This is a genomic window from Cytobacillus citreus (assembly GCF_018343665.1).
Classification (GTDB): Bacteria; Bacillota; Bacilli; order Bacillales; family Cytobacillaceae; genus Cytobacillus; species Cytobacillus citreus.
On record NZ_JAGYPM010000006.1, the window covers coordinates 42,228 to 62,086 of the forward strand.

At 35.8% G+C, this 19,859-nt stretch carries 18 protein-coding genes; 5 read left to right on the forward strand and 13 right to left on the reverse strand.

Annotated elements, in window-relative coordinates; all coding sequences use genetic code 11:
• Nucleotides 1-38: 38 nt before the first annotated feature.
• Complete coding sequence (locus KHA94_RS21830; RefSeq protein ID WP_213104332.1) at nt 39-1,040, reverse strand: proline racemase family protein; 1,002 nt, start codon at nt 1,038-1,040, stop codon at nt 39-41.
• 290 nt (nt 1,041-1,330) lie between these two features.
• On the opposite strand from KHA94_RS21830, the gene KHA94_RS21835 reads away from it, so the two are divergent.
• Nucleotides 1,331-2,719: a sigma-54 interaction domain-containing protein gene (locus tag KHA94_RS21835; RefSeq protein ID WP_213104233.1), complete on the forward strand. Its 1,389-nt coding sequence runs from the start codon at nt 1,331-1,333 to the stop codon at nt 2,717-2,719.
• Nucleotides 2,720-3,046: 327 nt separating this feature from the next.
• Entirely contained in the window at nt 3,047-5,179 is a 2,133-nt protein-coding gene (locus tag KHA94_RS21840) for an MMPL family transporter (protein WP_213104234.1), read from the forward strand.
• A 127-nt stretch (nt 5,180-5,306) separates the two neighbouring features.
• On the opposite strand, the gene KHA94_RS21845 is transcribed toward KHA94_RS21840, so the two are convergent.
• Nucleotides 5,307-6,707 carry a DUF4179 domain-containing protein gene (locus tag KHA94_RS21845; protein ID WP_249365680.1) on the reverse strand — a complete coding sequence of 467 codons (1,401 nt, stop codon included), beginning with the start codon at nt 6,705-6,707 and terminating at the stop codon, nt 5,307-5,309.
• Nucleotides 6,692-7,261, reverse strand: a complete 570-nt coding sequence (locus tag KHA94_RS21850) for a sigma-70 family RNA polymerase sigma factor (RefSeq protein ID WP_213104235.1) — start codon at nt 7,259-7,261, stop codon at nt 6,692-6,694. The genes KHA94_RS21845 and KHA94_RS21850 overlap by 16 nt, the downstream gene beginning before the upstream one ends.
• Nucleotides 7,262-8,238: 977 nt before the next feature.
• Between KHA94_RS21850 and KHA94_RS21855 the strand changes: the two genes are divergently transcribed.
• A complete protein-coding gene (locus KHA94_RS21855) occupies nt 8,239-8,931 on the forward strand; it encodes an aspartate/glutamate racemase family protein (RefSeq protein WP_213104236.1) in 693 nt (230 codons plus the stop codon).
• 83 nt (nt 8,932-9,014) lie between these two features.
• On the opposite strand, the gene KHA94_RS21860 is transcribed toward KHA94_RS21855, so the two are convergent.
• Nucleotides 9,015-9,473 carry an OsmC family protein gene (locus KHA94_RS21860; RefSeq protein WP_213104237.1) on the reverse strand — a complete coding sequence of 153 codons (459 nt, stop codon included), beginning with the start codon at nt 9,471-9,473 and terminating at the stop codon, nt 9,015-9,017.
• 372 nt (nt 9,474-9,845) lie between these two features.
• The gene (locus KHA94_RS21865) at nt 9,846-11,009 is read right to left on the reverse strand and encodes an MFS transporter (protein ID WP_213104334.1); all 1,164 of its coding nucleotides are present in this window, start codon (nt 11,007-11,009) and stop codon (nt 9,846-9,848) included.
• 126 nt (nt 11,010-11,135) lie between these two features.
• Here KHA94_RS21865 and KHA94_RS21870 point away from each other — a divergent pair, with 126 nt between their 5' ends.
• Complete coding sequence (locus KHA94_RS21870; RefSeq protein ID WP_213104238.1) at nt 11,136-11,894, forward strand: TrmB family transcriptional regulator; 759 nt, start codon at nt 11,136-11,138, stop codon at nt 11,892-11,894.
• 209 nt (nt 11,895-12,103) lie between these two features.
• Here KHA94_RS21870 and KHA94_RS21875 read toward each other — a convergent pair whose 3' ends face one another.
• Both KHA94_RS21875 and KHA94_RS21880 read right to left on the reverse strand, forming a co-directional pair.
• Entirely contained in the window at nt 12,104-13,615 is a 1,512-nt protein-coding gene (locus tag KHA94_RS21875; protein ID WP_213104239.1) for a PH domain-containing protein, read from the reverse strand.
• Nucleotides 13,612-14,106 carry a PH domain-containing protein gene (locus KHA94_RS21880; protein WP_213104240.1) on the reverse strand — a complete coding sequence of 165 codons (495 nt, stop codon included), beginning with the start codon at nt 14,104-14,106 and terminating at the stop codon, nt 13,612-13,614. The genes KHA94_RS21875 and KHA94_RS21880 overlap by 4 nt, the downstream gene beginning before the upstream one ends.
• A 348-nt stretch (nt 14,107-14,454) precedes the next feature.
• Here KHA94_RS21880 and KHA94_RS21885 point away from each other — a divergent pair, with 348 nt between their 5' ends.
• The gene (locus KHA94_RS21885; RefSeq protein WP_213104241.1) at nt 14,455-15,537 is read left to right on the forward strand and encodes an AI-2E family transporter; all 1,083 of its coding nucleotides are present in this window, start codon (nt 14,455-14,457) and stop codon (nt 15,535-15,537) included.
• Nucleotides 15,538-15,625: 88 nt separating this feature from the next.
• On the opposite strand, the gene KHA94_RS21890 is transcribed toward KHA94_RS21885, so the two are convergent.
• The 6 genes from KHA94_RS21890 to KHA94_RS21915 all read right to left on the reverse strand — a co-directional run bounded on the left by KHA94_RS21890 (nt 15,626) and on the right by KHA94_RS21915 (nt 19,429).
• On the reverse strand, nt 15,626-16,198 hold the full coding sequence (locus tag KHA94_RS21890) for an undecaprenyl-diphosphatase (protein ID WP_213104242.1): 573 nt from the start codon (nt 16,196-16,198) through the stop codon (nt 15,626-15,628).
• 273 nt (nt 16,199-16,471) lie between these two features.
• The gene (locus KHA94_RS21895) at nt 16,472-16,975 is read right to left on the reverse strand and encodes a DinB family protein (RefSeq protein WP_213104243.1); all 504 of its coding nucleotides are present in this window, start codon (nt 16,973-16,975) and stop codon (nt 16,472-16,474) included.
• Between the two features lie 45 nt (nt 16,976-17,020).
• Entirely contained in the window at nt 17,021-17,539 is a 519-nt protein-coding gene (locus KHA94_RS21900; RefSeq protein ID WP_213104244.1) for a DinB family protein, read from the reverse strand.
• Between the two features lie 340 nt (nt 17,540-17,879).
• Complete coding sequence (locus KHA94_RS21905; RefSeq protein ID WP_213104245.1) at nt 17,880-18,104, reverse strand: hypothetical protein; 225 nt, start codon at nt 18,102-18,104, stop codon at nt 17,880-17,882.
• Nucleotides 18,105-18,815, reverse strand: a complete 711-nt coding sequence (locus KHA94_RS21910) for an ABC transporter permease (protein ID WP_213104246.1) — start codon at nt 18,813-18,815, stop codon at nt 18,105-18,107.
• A gap of 218 nt (nt 18,816-19,033) precedes the next feature.
• Nucleotides 19,034-19,429, reverse strand: coding sequence for a hypothetical protein (locus KHA94_RS21915; RefSeq protein WP_213104247.1), 396 nt, complete (start codon nt 19,427-19,429; stop codon nt 19,034-19,036).
• Between the last annotated feature and the right edge of the window lie 430 nt (nt 19,430-19,859).

The window sequence follows — 19,859 nt, forward strand, 5'->3', positions numbered from 1 at the left end:
GCTGAATTTTCCCCGTTGACACACACTCTTACCGAACATTACATCAATAAAAATCCTTTATTTAATGGATCCCGTAAATCTACGACAAATTGATGGAATCCTGTTATAAATGCATCCCCTGTTACTTTTGGAATAACAGCTTCATATTCGCCGACCTTTGTTAATGACAATACTTCTCCAATAAATTTTCCCCCAGTAATACTTTCATGAACAAAGCTTCCGCCTTCCTTCAATACCCCACGTTCATATAGAGTAGCTACTCTAGCGGCAGTGCCTGAACCACAAGGCGAGCGATCGACCTGTTTATCAGCAAAGATGGTTACATTCCGTAAATCAGCATGGCTGTCTTGTGGTTCGTCAGAGAATATCACCCCATAGATCTCTGTTATATCCTCATATGGGTGCTTCACTTTCATTTGGCCTTCAATGTAATGTTTAATTTTGTCTCCCCATATTTGCAGATCCCATAGATCTTCGTTATTAACTTTTAAGCCCACTTTTTTACTATCAACTACAGCATAAAAAGCTCCGCCATAAGATATATCCACATTAAATTCATAGCCATCAATTTTCACTGGAACATCTTTTTTATAGACAAAAGAAGGTACGTTTTCAAAAGAAACCGCTTCCACTTCATTCCCATTACATTTTGCATAGGCAACGACAGGTCCACATGGGCAATCGATAATGAACTTTTGATTTTCATCTTTTATCTCGATCATGCCTGTCTCAATGGCCATCGTCACGACTGCGATGACTCCATGACCGCACATTGTACTAAAGCCATCATTATGCATAAATAACACTCCAAGATCTGCACCAGGACTTGCCGGTGGAGTAATAATACAGCCGTACATTCCATGATGTCCCCTTGGCTCGTACATTAGCACCTCTCGAATATGATCTAAATGTTCCATGCAATATGCCCGTCTTTCTAATTGGGTTTCCCCTTTGATTTCCGGCAGACCACCGGTAATAATACGCAATGGTTCTCCTGACACATGAACGTCAATAGTCGTAAATAATTTATCGTATCTCATCATTTCTCCTCCAATTTTCGTTTAATTTTTAATAAATATGGTTAAATACCATGATTATTAAAATGAAGCAGCAGACTTATAACTCTCACATAAGCTCCCCTCTTCAATGATGCTTGGTGATTCATCTTTATTTAATGCAATTATTATGCCAACCTGCCAAAAAGAAACTTTATTAATTTTCTGTTAAACTGAATTTACAATATTTAATGAATAGTGTATATTTTTATCAACAAAAGTGTATAGATTGTATATTTTTTAAACACAATTTATTAAATCTGTGAGGTGATTCTATGAAAATACCTGACTCTTTTGCCCTTCATACCTTACACACATTGTTATCCGTTTTAGAAGAATCGATTTCCATCGTTAATACAAAGGGAGAAATGGTTTATTGGAATGAAGCAGCAGAGAAAACTTTTCATATTAAAAAAGAAGAGATCATTGGGAGAAATGTAACAGATTTTTTCAGAGAAGAAGATGTCATGAACTTAAAGGTCCTAAAATCTAAACAACCTGTCCATGAAAAATATCATCAACCGCTTCCTGACCAACATGTAGTCATTAGCACTACTCCGATCTACGATGAAAACAATCAGCTTATTGGTTCTATGTCAGTGGAAAGAGACATTTCAACGACTATACGATTAAACGAAAATTTATCGAATACATTACAAGAGCTGCAGCACTTAAAACAACAACTCTCTTCTAAGCGTCTTGATGATGCTTTTAGCAAAATTAAGGGGAACAGCCAAGCGATTAATCGTCTCATTTATGATGCAAAAAAAGCCGCTAAATCAGATGCTACCGTCTTAATTACAGGCGAAAGCGGGTCAGGAAAGGAGCTTTTTGCTCAGGCCATCCACCAGGAAAGCTCACGAAGCAAAAAAGCATTTATCCCTATTAACTGCGGCGCTATTCCACAAGCCTTGTTTGAAAGCGAGCTATTTGGATATGAAGCAGGAGCATATACCGGGGCCTCGAATAAAGGAAAACCAGGGAAAATGGAGCTTGCTAAAGGAGGTACCTTATTTCTAGATGAAGTGGGGGAACTTCCCCTTAATATGCAGGTAAAACTATTGAGGGCTTTACAAGAAAAAGAAATTTATCGTATAGGCGGACAAACTCCAAAAAAAATCAACGTAAGAATAATCGCTGCTACGAATCGGCATTTAGAAAATATGGTATCAGAGGGGACTTTCCGTTCTGATTTGTATTACCGTCTAAACGTATTTGCCACTCGAATTCCGTCTCTTCGGGAACGGATAGAGGATCTTCCATGCCTGGTCTATGAGTTTTTAGAAGAATTTTCTTCTTCATATAACAAACCGCTTCCTAGTATTCATAAAGAAGCATTAAATCGATTATGTGAATACCATTGGCCCGGCAATATACGCGAATTGCGTAATCTATTCGAAAGACTTATGGTTCTTCATGAGCACAGTGAAATTTCTGAAATGGATATTACCCAGCTATTACCGCAAGCTAAACAACTAGTAAAACCACTTTATACAGTCCCTCTTTCACTGAAAAATGAAAAGGAAAGCATAGAAAGAGAACGAATCCTCCAAACCCTTGAAAAAACATACGGCAACAAAAGCATCAGCGCAAAAGAATTAGGAATGTCCCGGGCTACCCTTTATAAAAAAATGAAGAAATATGGGATTGGTTATGAGAGTTAAGGACAAGGGGACAGGAACATTGTCCCTCTCCTTCTTACATTTAATCTCCTATTCCTACATTAATTAAAGACTAAATTAAAAGGCTAGGATTTTTCAGTTGACGGGCACCAATGCACTGGATTCGTTACCGTGGTAGCCTTTTTTTCATACGGCGGGCTTTCCTAGAGCTGGATTAAAAACCAGTCAAACTTTTAAGTAGTTAGCAATGATCAAAGACATACAAAGAGATATCCCATCCATTCATCCTCTATTTAAAGAGACAAGTTTCTGCTTATCGGCTAAACTAAAAAGGGAATATGATTCGTACATAGTGAGGGGAAAGAGAGTATGCGCACTCTAGCACGGTTTGTAACGGGAGCTTATAAATATATCATAATCACTTGGGTTGTGATCACAGTAGTGATGGCGTTTTTTGCTATCCGCCTTCCTTCAATGCTTCAAGGCGATGGGTTTCGGATGGATGGGGAGCATGAAGAAGTAATGGAAATTGCCGCAAATACATTTGATATGCCTGTTGAGACGATTTTTCTTGTTTTTGATCAAGTGAGTGATGAAAAAATAAAGGCGACACTTAAAAAAATTGAGGAAATGGGCGTTACATCTCAAATTGTTTCACCATTGGAAGATCCTTCATTATATAAAAGTCAGCTTTCTTATGCGATGCTTCAATTCGATGATGAAGATGCGGATATGTCTGAAATTGTAACAAATATACGTGATGCTATCGGAGATGAAAAGGGGATTGTTTTAACTGGTGCCCCTGCAATTTCAAAGGATATTAATACGGCGAGCCAGCGAGATCTGATGATTGCAGAAGCGATTGGTCTTCCGATTGCCATTATTGTTCTCTTATTTGCATTTGGAACCGTTGCGGCTTCGTGTATCCCATTAATTATTGGTTTAAGTACGATTATTGTGTCGTTCGGTACATTAACGATTTTAGGAGGTCATGTCGATCTTTCTATTTTTGTCCTTAATATTATTCCGATGCTCGGTCTTGCATTAAGCATTGATTTTGCTTTGCTTTTTATTAGTCGCTATCGAGAAGAACGAAAAAAGTCATCTTCGCTTGAAGCTATCTCCACCACGATTCGAACGGCAGGACGTTCGGTTATCTTTTCTGCCCTTTGTGTGTTTATTGGACTTGGAGCGATGCTATTCATTGAAGTAGATATTTTCCAAAATATCGCGATTGGTGGAATGATTGTTGTGTCGATGGCAGTGATTAGTTCCATAACGCTTTTGCCTGCTATTTTAATCTTGTTAGGTGAACGAATTGATAAATGGCAAGTACTGAAATTAAAGCAAAACGGCACGAATCGCTGGCGCGTGTTTGCAAATGGTGTAATCAAGCGTCCTGTCACGATTACAATATTGGCGCTCATTTTATTAGGAACTGCTCTTATCCCTGCTCGAAACATGAATTTAACCATTCCACAAATCGATTCTTTGCCAATTTCTTATGATTCTCGTCAAGCATATGAATTGCTTGAGGATGAATTTGGACTAGGAGAGAAATCCTCTGCTTATGTCGTAGCGACACGTGAGGAAGGTTGGCAAGATTTAGAGGGCTTAGAGCAAATACAGAAATTAGAAGATGATTTTCTAAATGATTCACTTGTTGATCATGTGACAACCATCTTTTCTTTAAGCGGGATCAAATCGCCTATGGAATGGGAACAAGCATGGGCAGCACCTGAAATGAAAGCGACTCTTGAACCAGTATGGGATTCATTCGTAAAAGATGATAAGCTGTTCATTCCTGTAACGCTAAAAGCATCGGGAGCTTCAAATGAAGCACAAGATTGGGTACGTCATCTATCAGAGAAGGAAACCTCTTTCGACCTTTTAATCGGGGGGCAGCCAAAATTTAATCAGGAAATATTCGATGAGATCGCTAATAAAATTGGGCTTGTTCTCACTGTCATTATTGTTTCGACCTTTTTAATCTTGATGCTGGCCTTCCGGTCAATTTTAATTCCGATTAAAGCGATATTGATGAACATCGTTGGACTTTCTGCGACGTTTGGCATTCTCGTCTATATTTTCCAATACGGCCATTTTGGCTTGGAGGCAGGGACGATTGCCCTTATTATCCCTGTCATCGTCTTTAGTCTTGTGTTTGGTTTAAGTATGGACTATGAGGTATTCCTTATTTCGAGAATGCAGGAGGAGTATGCAAGCTCATTTGACAATGACCGTGCAACCGTCGAAGGATTAGCGTCGACGAGTAAAATTATTACATCAGCCGCTCTTATCATGATTGTTTTAACAGGGGCCTTTGCCTTTACGGACGTTATGCCAGTAAAACAGATCGGGGTTGGAATTGCAATTGCAGTCGCCATCGATGCGACCATTATACGACTTTTACTCGTCCCTAGCTTAATGAAGCTATTTGGAAAGTGGAATTGGTGGCTGCCATTTAGAAAGGGAGAATATAAAGCAGGAAACTGGCATTAATATAAGGCTAGATTGTTAAACAAGTGGGGGTTTCTCATAAGCCGATCATTCGGCTCAGAGGCACCCCTTTTTTATTTTTATGTTAATATCCCTTCTTTAGAATTCGGTTCATTTACCGCTAACTTGGTTATTGTACTTTGATGCCATTTTTAATTTCGTCAGATGATACCTTTATTTCCAGTTCTTCTATTAACTCAGGTGCTTTCTCCTGTAGGTATCTCACCTCTAACTTATCTTTAGGAAGATCAAGAAATAATTCCTCTACCATATACGTTTCATTGCCGAGATATTTTCGTTCCATTTCGATACCGTGATGCCAATTCCCATCTGCGCTTTTAAGTACGAGCGGTGATAAGTTATAATAAAAGGCGAAGCTGCTGTTATATTCGTAACGGATCACAGCAGAATCCTCTTCTTGCTTTATATCAGTAATTTTCATCGTCCCTCTTTCACCAAGATTAAGAAGCTGGTTCTTTGCTTCTGGCAAGGCGATTAATTTAACCTTCGTATCAGTTAAAATATCTAATTGGTTTTCGTTTTTAAACAGCTGTATTTTAATCTCTTCGATTTCTTTATCAAGCGGTTCAAATAATATATTTGTTTCCTTTAATGTATACCAACGATTATTTTCTTTTATTTGTGTACCGAACCATCCTATTCTATTGGGAACTTCCTTTATTATTCTGTTATCTTGATCAAGCAGGCGAATAGACATCGCCACATCATCCGGATTATTTTGATAGGGAGCTTTATATTGTAAGTTGATGACCGTTGAGATAGGGCTTAGGCTTATTTGTTTCAGTTTCAGTTCCTCTTCCCCAAAGCTTTTCTTTTTATTGAATACTACTGTATCAATCTTAGTGGTCTTTTTAATCGGAACTTCAAACAAAAATTTGAATTCTTTTTGCTTATCAGATGTATAATCTGTCGTTCCTTTATAAACAAAATCTACCATGATATCATTCGGCATTTCTGATTCTGATGTAAATGTGGAGTAACCGATTACTTCATGATCTGACACTTGCTTAAATTGATCATTGGAAATATATCCTCCTTTTTGAAAGCCGTCGAATGGGATATAAAAATTCACCATACGGCTAGTATAATTCTTGATTGGCTTTTCAGACTTGATAACATAGCTGATTGAAAGCCTTTTTCCATCATAAACAGCTTCTTGTATTTCCATGCTCATACCATCTTCACTCTTCTGATGTTGAACATTTTGCTTATTCTCTTTTGTAGCATCTTTTAAACCGCTATCTCCAAAAAATTGAAAGATTGATTCAAAGAAAGGAAGCTTTGATAATGCCAATACTGGATTAGATGGCAAATAGATCCCTGCACATAAAATCATGATTCCAATGATCACAGGCACTAAAGCTCTCTTTCCTTTACCGAAAACATTCCGTCGAACCTTTCTTTCCTTAAGCACAGTATGTACTTGATGACGATCGTCCGCATTAAATGATACTTCTTCAAATAATTCACTGTTTCGAAGCTTCTTATCTCGGTTCATATATCCTCCCATTCAAATCCCCCCTCTTCTAATAACTGCTTAAGCCGCTCTCTTCCTCTTTTCAGCCTTGTTTTGACAGTATTCGCAGAAACCTTCAAAACAACTGATATTTCTTCTACTGAAAAATCTTTATAGTAATATAAAAATATGACTTCCTTATACTTTGGTCTTAATGATAAAACTATATTTTTCACTTGCGTTTTTCGGTCCTTATCCAGCAAATCTTCTTCTGGATTTTGCTCTGATTGCACCACTTTTTCCATCTTTTCAATCGAGAAAATCCTTTTAAAATAACTGCTCTTCAAATAATCTTTACACTGATTAATCGTAATCCGGTACAGCCATGTTTTAATTGAAGCTTCACCTTTAAACTGGTGCAAATGCTGATAGCAGCGAATAAAAACATTTTGTACAATATCTTTCGCTTGTGCCGCGTCCTTCACATAGGAAAAAGCGAGCGAGGTTAACTCTGTACCATACTCCATCATCAAACCTTCTATCACAGCATCAACATTTTCATCTCTTACACATGCATAATTCGCGTTGCTTTTCTCTTCCAAATACAAAACGGCTCACCCCCCTTTTTTCAAAATTCGTACTTAGACGATTGAATAAGCATTCCGGTTTCATTTTTCTATTCGAAAAAAGATCCGCACCCATTAGCACGAATCTCCTAGTTTGTTTCTTTTAAAAGTTTTACTGCTATTCATTTTTTTTAGTGTTTTTATAAATTTTCTTTAATGTTGAATTGATATTATTAAGGGCCAATAAAATAAAACCTAACATCACAAACGTGACTATTTCACCCGTAGTCAATGCAACGATACCCAATATTACAGCATATAAAATATACAGCACGTTTTGCATATCCTTATCCCCTTTAATATTTATCCCGCATTAACGGGCAGTATGACCCCCACCTCAAGATTGAGAGAGAAGCGAGGAAGATAGGTGGGGGTCTTACTGCCCGTAAAATGAACACAGACTAAAAGCGCCACATCGTGTGGCAACGTCTGCGTGACCCACTTCCTGTGGGCCGCAACTAACATCAGTGGGGGATGAAAAAACCCCCACTGATGGAAGTTTCACTTTATCTAAACTTCTCTATTAAGTATATCTTAAATACTCTTCATTTGGTTTAATATTCCTTTTCTTATTGATTTATGTACAATAACTCAATAATTCTCTTTTTTAACAGGTCTGTGTTAACGCTCAGTGTTGAAAATGCTATTTTGTTGTTGATTGGAGCGGAAGGCACGAGACTCCTGCGGGAGAAGCGAGTCAAAGGAAGACCCCGCAGGAGCGATAGCGACGAGGAGGCTTCCGGACCGCCCGCGGAAAGCGAGTGCCTGCAGCGGAAATCAACAAGGAAATTTAACATAGTCTTCGGAGTTTCCGTTTTATGATCTGCTAATTCTATTAATAACATATCAAGATAGTAGACAAAGCAAGTCTATTTAAACTATTTTTGCATTAGAAGATTAAATTGATGCTCTTATGAATAATTAGTATTATGACAACAAAATAGAAATGAGGGGAACTTATGAAGACGATCGGATTAATTGGCGGAATGAGTTGGGAATCTTCGGTTGAATATTATCGAATTATTAACGAAGAAGTAAAAAAAAGATTAGGTGGTTTACATTCAGCAAAATGCTTATTATACAGCGTTGATTTTGAGGAGATTGAGCGTTATCAGGCAGTAGGTGCTTGGGATAAAGCTGGTGAATTATTAGGGAATGTTGCTCTCTCATTAGAAAAAGGAGGAGCAGAATTTATTGTTATCTGTACAAATACGATGCATAAAGTTATTGAAAATATTAAAGAAAAAATAAACATACCTATCTTACATATAGCGGAAGCAACAGCAAATCAAATAAAAAAATCAAATATTACAACTGTAGGACTATTAGGTACTAAGTATACAATGGAGCAAGACTTTTATAAATCTAGAATAGAATCAAATGGTATACAGGTTTTAGTACCAAGTCATACTGAACGAGAGATGGTTAATAAAGTTATATATGAAGAGTTATGTTTAGGAAATATTCAACAATCGGCAAGGGATTATTATAAAAAAGTTATTAAGAGATTGGTTGAGAATGGCGCTGAAGGAATCATATTGGGCTGTACAGAAATTGGATTATTAGTAAAACAAGAGGATTCAGAAGTTCCATTATTTGATACAACCGTCATTCATGCGATTGAAGCGGTTAATAAGGCAATAGAAAAATAAACCCCAATATATACGGGCTGTCCAATACCCATTTCGGACAGCCCCTCAGAGAAATGTATTTAAGCTTAAAAAGAGTCTATATTTCACACATGGACCTTTCTCGGTTCTAAAATAATCTGATTTAATTTTACGTTCACTGGGTTAGCGATGGTATCCCCAACCGGGCATGTCTTCTCAATAAACGCGACAAACTCCTCAACTTTTTCTCTAGGTGCATCTGTCGCAATATGAATGTTAAAACGAATATCAGAATAACCGCGGCGGACATCAGATTTATTCATAAAGCCATCTGTGTCAAGGTCCCCTTCCACATCAATCCAAAGATCATCAAATTCAATTTTAAACTTTCTAGCGTATACACGAGCTACGATAGCTTGACAAGCACCTAATGCGGATAAAGTTAACTCGACAGGATTCATCCCTGTATCTGTTCCACCTAATTCCTTTGGCTCATCAATGATTATCTCAAAATCACGAGATTTTACTTTAACTTGAACACCTTGCTGTAAATGAGCAGTAGCTTTAAAGGTTGTCATAGGCATAATTCATTCTTCCTCCCTTTGTAGTATACTTCACTCCCAATTATTTCTTCCTACACCTATAATATAAGTTTTAACAACTTAATAGTCTATGGATAATTTGTGAAACATTGAGCAATTAGGCATTGTGTTATGTAACATTTTCTATTTCCAATTAAAAACTCATTATCTTTCCAAATCCGATTGCTAAGGTACTTAGACAAAGCATTCCGGTTTCATTACTTTTTTTCAGAATAGATGAAGGATGTCATAGATAATTAAAAAGAGAGTCTTTTTACTGATTGATTGTAAAAGACTCTCTATTGTTATATCAATAACCTGATCCGTTCGTGTTATAAACCAACTCAGAAATGATCAATGATAATGTTTTTTGTCTTAAGCAGCTGAAGACTCAGCATGTTTTTTCTTATTAACCATTGTTAATGAAAACATTAGTAAAGCAAAAAGGACAAAGATTCCACCAACCGTTGCATTCATCTCAACTGTTGCATTTTCAATAACAATTCCCCCAATCATGGACCCAAAAGCAATTCCGAAATGGAGAGCAGAGTTATTTAAGCTTTGCTGAATAGAAGCTGTTTCTGGTGCAGATTCAATTAAGTTACTTTGTATCGCTGGGGTAATCGCCCAACTTAGCATACTCCAAATCATCATCACCACTAAAAATAACGGCAAAATATTTGTTGTATACGGAATCGTGAAAATCGATACAGCAAATACAGCCATAACTCCAATAATCGTTTTCTTCGGTCCAAAGCGGTCAGACAGCATTCCACCCATACCACCGCCGATAATCGCTGAAATACCAAAGATGAGATACATCATACTAATCCATGTACCATCAAGCCCCATTGTCATTTGTAAGAATGGCGTTAAGTATGCATAAAGCGTTATATGTCCAGCTAAGAATAAAAACGACGATAATTGAATCAATAAAATCCTGCCATTCTTCAATGTCTGCAGCTGTTCCCTAAAGGGAATACCAGGTTTCGGGTTAATGCGTTCCATAAAGAAATAGATCCCGAAAAAGGACAATGCTGTTAAGATCGTAATCATGAGAAATGGTGCATGCCAGCCAAAGGCATTACCTAACATTAGACCTGCCGGTACCCCAAGTACTAAAGAAGCACTGACTCCCATAAAAACAATGCCAATCGCACGGGCACGGTACTGTTCTGAAACAATATTAGATGCGATCGTTACACATAAGGCGATAAGTAAAGCTCCGCTCATGGCAGAAATGATACGTGCAAGCATAAGCATGGCATAACTTGTACTAAACATAGCTAGTAAGTTAGCAAAAAAGAAAACACTTAGAGAAATTAATGTTAGCTTTTTTCGTTCTACTTTAGCTGTAGCGGCTAATAAAATGGGGCCAAAAATAGCAAAGACTAAAGAAAATATTGAAATTAACATTCCGACTTTCCCGAGAGAAACCCCCAGGTCATTAGCTACTAAATCAAGAATTCCTCCAAGTATTAATTCAACTAATCCAACCACAAATGAAACGATCGTTAATAAATACACTCGTTTATTTATGAAAACACCCCCTTTAAAAGTTACCACCATAAGGGTAACATTATATAAAAAGATAAACAACTAGAAATTATAGGAGTGTTTAGTCTATGCTATTGGTAAGGTTGTACAAAGAATAGGAGGATCTTGATGCTACAGCAATTTGGTTTTACACAATATGAAAGTCAAGTATATTCATCGCTTATTACGATTAATCAAGCACTTGATGCAACGGCTATTGTTAAACGATCCGAGGTTCCTCGTTCGAAAGTATACGAAGTTCTGCACAGATTGTCTGAAAAAGGAATTGTGATGGAGGCAACAGTTGAAAAGAAACGTCTCTATACAGCATTGCCGATGGACGCAATGATTGAAAAATTAAAAGCAGATTTTGAATTACATATTGAAGAACTAAATAAAATAAACGTGGAAGAAACCGAAGTAGATGACCGTGTATGGACATTGAAAAAAAATCAATCCATCCAATCATTCATAAAGGCATTATCTTTGAAAGCAACACGTTCAATCTTTATTTCTGCATGGGCAGATGACTTAGTTACATACTTGCCATTATTAGAAGCGAAATATAAAGAAGGATTGGAAGTCATTATTCATGTAATTGGAGAGGTTGAAACAATCATACCAACTGTCTCTACACTTATTCCTGATCAAAGCCATGAAACGCTCGAGCGAAGCAGAATTATCATTGTAGATGAGAAAGAAATGATGTTTGCCGGTATTGAAGATTCATATTGGCAAGCCATTCGAACTCAGTCGCCGCCATTAGTAAAGATTTTTACTGATTTCTTCTATCACGATGTAGCTTTAACAAAGATTACCCAACGGTATAAGAAAACAGTAATGGCTGATGAAGAGATTAAAGAGGTTTTGATGAAACTTCGCTATTAGAAAAACTTGGCGTTCGCCAAGTCTTTTTTGGCGAATACCTTATTAGCAGAAATTTAATTGAACACACACTTTACTTTAGTACGTTAATAAGCTTAAAATTGCTTATTAGCTTAACAAAGAAAACACTCAGCATGAGTGTTTTCTTTGGTTTTTCCGTTCAACTTTTATTTACATAAAAGATTAATTAGTCAAGAAATAAAAACACGCTTTTATCCCAACTCAATTTCATTTCTGCGTCCCATATACCACTTGTAAAACGAGTCAGCGAGCTCTAATGGGACATCGTCAACACCTGCATGATGCACTGGTTTAGCCCGATTGATGGTCCCAATTGAGGCGAGGCCTAGCAGTTTTTGAAAGATGTTCCTAGTTACTTCCACTTCAATGATCTTATCCCGTTTTGACACGAATAAAGAGGTGGTCAAACTTCCTTTTTTGAACTGAATGAAATGATCATTTAAGATGTAACGAGTATTAAAGAAATCTAGCAATCTTAACACAACGATAATAATGAACAGGCCAACAGATAAGATCCACCAAGCTTGCTCTAATTTTAGAACAGCCGGCTTGAAATAAAATAGAATAATTGTTGCAATGATCCAGAGCCAACTCGGCATAAACATGCGCACCAATAAGGATTTTTGCGGGAGACGATCCATCTTATGTGTAACTTCATAATATGGCAAAATCTCCGAAACCAATTCATATGCTCTCTTAATAGGAAGGAAGGGATATAATGAGTTAATCTCATGAGTATCCTCTCCTGAAGACAAACTACCTGCACTTGTTAGCTTCACTTCTGCCAGTCCGAGCACTCTCTTCAAAAATGACTGTTCAATTTCAATCGCCTGTACTTTTTCTTTTGCAATGGAAAAGGCAGCTTCATCGATTACACCTTTTATTATATAGATACGATCATGGTCTGATGAAATTTCATATTTCCCATACTTTAAGAAGGTCCTGACGATTCCGAAAGTGGCAGAAGCAATGATGAGTACAATGAAAACGATGGTCACCATCCACCAAGAGCCTATTAGCTTTTCAAAAATGCCCTCTGCTTTATCTTCTACATGAAAGATTTCATTGATTTTGAAATATAAAGAGCTAAGTAAAGGAATAAGAACTAGAAAACTTAGAGATGTAAAGGACGCTTTTAAAATATCATTCTTTGTCGGCTTAAAATGAATGATCCGATTTGATTTTCCTTCTTTAACTTCCATAGCAGAATAGGATATATCTTCTTCATCGCTAGGAAGAATAGTCGCCAAGTCATCACGGACAGCACTTGTCATATGCGCTTCCATCCTATCAGCTTCCTTTTGAGAAATGACTTCGAATTTAACAGCAGCATCCTCACCTGCCATTCCTGTTTCAAAGTTGATGGAAGTTACTTTAAATATCCGATGGAATAAAGAAGTATGACGATTGATGTTTTGAATTTTAGAAAAAGGAATAGTTCGTTCAGATTTGCTGAAAATTCCTTTGTAAAGATGAAAGGATCTATCATCGAGTTCGTATTTATGGGTCAACCATTTCAAAATTATTGAAATAATAGTTAATCCGAAAGCTAGGAAAAAAATAATCCTACCGTATGTAATGAAGGTGGATTCCGAACCAGCTTTGATCACAAATAAAAAAATCACAAAGAAAATGGAGTTCTTGATTAATAACCAAAGATCAAAAAGGATGAGAAGCGGATTATATCGTTTTGCCTTTGTCATTGCTCCACTTCCTTAATTTTTGCATATTGGGCAATCTGATTTCTTAACTCAATAGCTGCATCTTTAGGTAAGGCTGGAATTGTATGAGACGACCCCATTGTTTCAATTGAAACAGAGCAGAGACTGTATTTTCTCAGTAACGGTCCTTGTGTAGTTGCAACCGATTGAATTTTTGTCATCGGGACAAGTTGATGTACTTCCTTTAGTACACCTGATTTCAATTGTAAAAACTCTTCATCAACATCAAAGCGCCAATTTTTATAAAGCAGAAACGGATTGATAAATGACCAAACAGCTCCTATCAAAGAGATTGCTGTAATAGCAATCAGAATCCAGCCAATCCATTCCTTCCATGAAAAGCGATAGTCAAGATAAAATAAAGCCCCAAGGATAATAAATCCGATTAGATTTGTAACCAATTCACTTATGATCCATACTTTAACCGCATCCCTGGATAATCGTTGCCTGGGTGCATTCATTTGAGAATACATTAAATCACCGCCTATAAAACTACTGTGTTTATGCTATTATTAATCTAACACTATAATAGACTCTTTTTCTTACACATGCATAAACTCCACCTTAATATCTCCTTAATTCTTTAAATTTTAGCATCTGATTGATAAGATCATTTATAAATCAACATGGAAAACTTACCAAGCTTTTAAGATTTTGAAGCATTAAATGACTGGATACTAGATTATGACCGGGAATTGACACACTTATTATGGTTTAATATGCATATTGATCCGACAAATTATTATTGGATTTTCAGTATATTGGGTATAATATTCAGATAGGGGTAATATTAGCCATTCTTTTGGAGGTGAGATTTGTACATGTCGTTGTTTGAACAAAGATGGTTTAAAAGTATGGTTGCCATCATTTTATTTTTAATTATTGTGTATTTATTAAATACAAATAAGTTTATATTAAATCCAATCTTTATATTCCTTAAAACAATCTTTTTGCCTTTCGTTGTAGCCGGTATTTTGTTTTATTTATGCCGACCTTTAGTAACATGGCTTGAAAAAAAGAAAACACCAAAATGGATAGCCATTTTAGCTGCTTATCTTGCCATAACATTGTTTATTATTGGCATTATAAAATTGGTTGGACCGGTTATCAATGATCAATTAGAGCATTTTGTGAAGAATTTGCCAATGATGGTTTCCACCGTAACAGATTGGTTTATGTATATTCAGGAAAATCGGAGTACTTTCCCTGACTTCGTTCAAGAAGCATTGATAACTGCGAGTGAAAAATTACAAGTCAAAATTGCAGCCAATGCAGGGAATATTGCAAATGGAATTCTTAGTGCTTTCGGATATATTGGCGGTTTTATCAATACGATCTTCTATCTCGTGCTTGTTCCATTTATTTTATTTTATATGTTAAAAGATAGTCATCGGTTGGTACCGCGTGTGGCTGTTATGTTCCCACAATCTAAAAAAGAAAATGTAAAAAACATATTAAAAGAAATGGACAAGACCATCGCTACCTATATTCAAGGTCAAATGCTCGTCAGTGTCATTGTCGGTGTGCTTTTGTACATAGGCTATTTAATTATTGACCTAAACTATTCACTTGTTTTAGCTATATTCGGAATGTTCACGAACGTTATTCCGTTTTTAGGTCCATTTATTGCCGTCATACCAGCTTTTCTAGTTGCCTTATTTCAAGACCCAATTATGGCTGTTTATGTATCCATTATCATGTTAATTGCTCAACAAATTGAAGGCAATATCATCTCTCCAAATATCATGGGGAAAACGCTAAATATTCATCCTTTAACAATCATTGTGTTAGTTTTAACGGCTGGTAATATTGCAGGTATTGTTGGAGTCATTTTTGTCATCCCAGCTTATTCTATTGTAAAGGTGCTTATTATTAATATTGTTAAGATTTTTAAGACAGAGTAACATATATACGATCATATTATGAGTAAAAAAAAAGACTGCACTTTTATGATTTCGATAAAAATGCAGTCCTTTTTTTATTCGAGAAGGCTTAACAATCTCCCATTTTACCTTGAAAAATCGGCCTTTTTATAAATGAAGTTATAAGTGGCGTCTTAAATAAAATATAGTGTGTAAATAACGCTACTAATAGTCCATTTATAAAACCAGCCATAACATCAAATGGATAATGAACTCCTACCCATATTCTCGAGAAAGCCACTCCTATTGCAAGAACAAACCAAATATTTTTAAAACGATAGGATACTAGCCACAAAGTAAAAGCAATAACCATTGCAGATGTAGCGTGATCACTTGGAAAAGAGGAATTAGCAGTATGATCTATGAGTTGAATAATATCATGTGATACAAAAGGTCGATCCCTAAAGAAGAATAATTCAATAAGTCTGTTTATTGAATACGCCAAAGTAAATGCAAGCATAGCCTGAAAGGCCATCACGCGATAATTACTCTTGTTTAGCAGCCATAGCATGACAATTAATAAAGCAAAAGCATATTGAACATATTCAGCAAACAAAATCATTATGTTGTCCAATAATGGAGATTGCTGGACTATATTATTAATAAATGTAAACCATTCATAATCTACCTCTGTAATACTCATCCAAACATTACCTTTAACGTACCAGTTTGTTTAACGTTTCCTTTCTACCCATTTAAAACATTCTAGCAAATCATTACATATTTGCTCAAACGATAATAGAAATTCTATATCTTTAGCATAGGGAAATTAAACTTAGAACATATAAACTTTCTAGAAGAGTATTTGTTTAAAACGGAGTTTCCGAACAAAAAAGAATCCATTTTGAAAAAAAGATTGATCAAAAAATGGATTCTATCATTTACCATATATATCCTTCAATTCTTAATAATGCTATCATTTAAAAAGAAAATATACATAATCCGTAGGTACGCCTCTTTCACCTTGTTGATGCAGCATCGCTGTCACATTTCCGCGATGATAGGTTCCGTGATTCACTACATGGTGAATGAGATCGGCAAGTACGAACTCACTGCGACCATATTGAGGATGCTCAGTAATGATGATTCGTTCTGGATCCTGCTGCTCCACAAAAAAACGGTAGTATTCCTCTGAAAGAGAATGATAGAACGCTTCAAGTTCATCTAACGATGCTCCTGATGCTTCTAGCTTTCGACGCTGAACTTCTCTAACAGTATCATGGTAGCTACTTCCCTTCATCGTCTCCAACCAGGTAATGTCAGTGGCATATAGGTGAATCATAACATCTGAGATCGATGAGAAAACACTATTAACCGTCTCGTTATAAATCCTATCAGGTAATTGCTTCAAATGCTCGAACACTTTTTTGTTAGCCCAAACGTGGTAATCGTACATTTTCTTAGCGCGGTTCTTTTCCATTAGCTTGCTCCTCCTTGTCATTAAAAGAACTACCTCGAATTTCTCTTAATCATTCAATAATTCCCTAAGCAATTGGAAAATCTGTCCTCGATGATGTGATTCATGCTCAATTAAATGGTAAACAACCCATTCAGGTGTAACGTCATAATGTTCAAGTACCCTCGGTTTACGCCAATCCGTTAGGTCCATTGAACGAGTGTGGGAAAGAAATACTTCGCGCACCTTATTAAGGCGGTAAAAATGTTCTTCTAAGCTTTGTCCCTCAAAATGAGTCAAAGAGCCGTCTTCTGGACGGTCTTCTAATGGAAACAGTGAACGAATTTCTGGATCCCATTCAGAACAAAGGATTTCTTCGTATAACCAATCTGCCTCGATTAATGCAATATGATATAACAGTGATCCAATTGTTTGTCTTTCATCCATTTTTGTGTCGAGTATACTTTGGCTGATTCCAGTCAATTTTGTTATAAGGGTTCGACGAACATCTTCTAAACACCATAGCCATCGTCCGATTTCATCATGACAATTTGGTAATGAGGATACCAGTAAAGCTCTTCTTTCCAACGAGATCATCCTCCTTTTATTTAAGTATTTCATTCTACTTAAATACGAATGTTCCCTTCTTTTTATATAAAAAATTCCTCCCTTATTTTGAAAAAGCCCACACTCATTTTATTTGGATATCGGCTTCCTTTTTTAAAAAAGATTGATGATTTTCTTAAATAGAAAATGCACGGTATCCATGAGAAGTAGCAGCCATATAAAAAATTTAAAAACAATTATGATAATGAACTTTAAAAAGAGATATTCCAATTAAAGTAGTACCTCCTTTATACTTTCCATAGTGAATATAAACAACTTATTAGTTCGATTTATTTCTTACTGTTAGGTTAAATATTTTGCTTTAGAACATTCGGATAATTCCATTCACAACACCGAATATACCAATTGCCGCACAAATTAAACCAGCATTAGTTTTGCCACTTTTCCCTTTTGTACGCTGGCCAGAGAAATAGAGGACAATTCCGAATATGACAAGCACAATTCCGAAACCAACATTCACAAAATTAAGCTGCGGTGAAATGCTTTCAAGTGCATTATCAATAGCATTTTCAAATCTTTGTTCCATTTATTCTACCTCCATAAGATTGACTTTGTTTTTCAGATTGATCGAAAAGAGTATTCCGATAAACATTATCATTAAGAAGACTATATAAATAACCGTCAGATTTGAAGCTGTACTTACCACAATATTGCATATTAACGAAGCCAAAAGAACAGCCGAAATAATGGTAGTGGGAACTGATTTCTTAATAAATCCGATGCCCGTTGCAATCATTCCTATACAGGCGGCTGTAAAGGCCAAGACGACTGTAATCTTTATAGCTTGCAGCATGATAGAAACAGTAAAGTCTCCACTTATAAGATGCATAAATTTTTCTGTTATACCAAATATCAAGAAAATAATAAGATTACTGATAATCATTGAAAAAATCGTAAACAGACCAACAACACTTAATTTTGAAAATAAGATCTTTTTTCTGCTTACCGGATATAAAAAATGTAAAATCGGTCTATTTCCGGAATAATCCTCGATTATAAATTTAGAAGACATAACAGCCGATAATACGCAAAAAGCCGTCATATTTAATACCCCAAACAAAGGAATAAGATTGCTATAACCCAATAAAACTTCTAAATCTTTATCGTTTGGATCCAGCTTTGGCGCATAGGCAAAAAGATAAAGGAAACCTAACATGACTATAGCAATCATCATGCTGGCAACTAAATAGGTGCTGATGCTGTTACTTCTCAATTCCAATTTAATAAGTTTTATCATTTCTTCTCCCCTCACTGTTAAGATAAGTTTATTCTAGTTCCTAAAACTCACTTATTTCTTAATCGATTCTTAAGAAATTCTTAAATTACTCCGGCCAATAAAAAAAAATAACCTGCCACCCCAAAATACAGGGAGCAGGTTATTTTTTTTTCATTTCGCAAGCTTAATGATCAAGCTAGTCATTCAAAGCAATTTTTTTTCACTAAAAAAATTAAGTATTACACTTTAGGAACAGGAACGCATTGGCCGTTTTTCTCAATTGCTCCCATTCCTTCTAAAATAATCTTAGCATCTGCATTTAAGTATTGAACAGCATCTGCTCTTAAAAGTAAGTTTTCTTTTCCTTTAATAAAAAGCTTTAAACCCCGTAAATCAAAGCGAGATGCATAAGTATTAACTGAATGAATTGTACTTAATTCCTGTCTATTAAGGGGTTTTACTCCTGTCTCTAAAATGTTTGTAAAAAAGTCTAATAGTACTCTGGCATTACTTTTTAGTAGACTTTTATTATTATTTAATATGTCGATATTTTGTTCGATGTATCTTCTTGAGGATACTAAATCAAGTTCATCTATACTTTCATTTAATTTGCTAATGACTTCACTAATATTCACTAATTGTCCTCCTAGATAAAAAACTATAAGCCTTTTATCGGACAAAAACTTGAATGTTAAAGAATTATCGACATTATTTTACAAAAAACACCTACTTTTTTAATAGTATGATTGTGCTATTATTCTAGTTGAAAAATAATTCTAAGCATAGACAAGCTCTTTTTCGTTTATCTTTTCATTTATTAAATTGTTTATTTTTTTCCCATTTTATCAATACCCTCCTTATGACAGGACTTTAGCTTATCACTAGTCTTTTAGCTGGTTACGCACTTGTACGTTGGCAATTTAAAGGGAGCTTTTTGATTTACTCTTTGCTTAGCTAAACATGGTTAATTCCTTTTCAAGCTATTGTGATTCTATTCATAAGTTAGATTACTCGAAATATATAATTTAAAAATCCACCCTTGACTTTAATACTTAAAAGCGTTTA

Excerpts from the sequence above, each read along its gene's own strand:
- KHA94_RS21830 (WP_213104332.1), bottom strand. The coding sequence starts at position 1,040 with ATGAGATACGATAAATTATTTACGACTATTGACGTTCATGTGTCAGGA.
- KHA94_RS21835 (WP_213104233.1), top strand. The coding sequence starts at position 1,331 with ATGAAAATACCTGACTCTTTTGCCCTTCATACCTTACACACATTGTTA.
- KHA94_RS21840 (WP_213104234.1), top strand. The coding sequence starts at position 3,047 with ATGCGCACTCTAGCACGGTTTGTAACGGGAGCTTATAAATATATCATA.
- KHA94_RS21845 (WP_249365680.1), bottom strand. The coding sequence starts at position 6,707 with ATGGGAGGATATATGAACCGAGATAAGAAGCTTCGAAACAGTGAATTA.
- KHA94_RS21855 (WP_213104236.1), top strand. The coding sequence starts at position 8,239 with ATGAAGACGATCGGATTAATTGGCGGAATGAGTTGGGAATCTTCGGTT.
- KHA94_RS21860 (WP_213104237.1), bottom strand. The coding sequence starts at position 9,473 with ATGCCTATGACAACCTTTAAAGCTACTGCTCATTTACAGCAAGGTGTT.
- KHA94_RS21870 (WP_213104238.1), top strand. The coding sequence starts at position 11,136 with ATGCTACAGCAATTTGGTTTTACACAATATGAAAGTCAAGTATATTCA.
- KHA94_RS21875 (WP_213104239.1), bottom strand. The coding sequence starts at position 13,615 with ATGACAAAGGCAAAACGATATAATCCGCTTCTCATCCTTTTTGATCTT.
- KHA94_RS21880 (WP_213104240.1), bottom strand. The coding sequence starts at position 14,106 with ATGTATTCTCAAATGAATGCACCCAGGCAACGATTATCCAGGGATGCG.
- KHA94_RS21885 (WP_213104241.1), top strand. The coding sequence starts at position 14,455 with ATGTCGTTGTTTGAACAAAGATGGTTTAAAAGTATGGTTGCCATCATT.
- KHA94_RS21890 (WP_213104242.1), bottom strand. The coding sequence starts at position 16,198 with ATGAGTATTACAGAGGTAGATTATGAATGGTTTACATTTATTAATAAT.
- KHA94_RS21895 (WP_213104243.1), bottom strand. The coding sequence starts at position 16,975 with ATGGAAAAGAACCGCGCTAAGAAAATGTACGATTACCACGTTTGGGCT.
- KHA94_RS21905 (WP_213104245.1), bottom strand. The coding sequence starts at position 18,104 with ATGGAACAAAGATTTGAAAATGCTATTGATAATGCACTTGAAAGCATT.
- KHA94_RS21910 (WP_213104246.1), bottom strand. The coding sequence starts at position 18,815 with ATGATAAAACTTATTAAATTGGAATTGAGAAGTAACAGCATCAGCACC.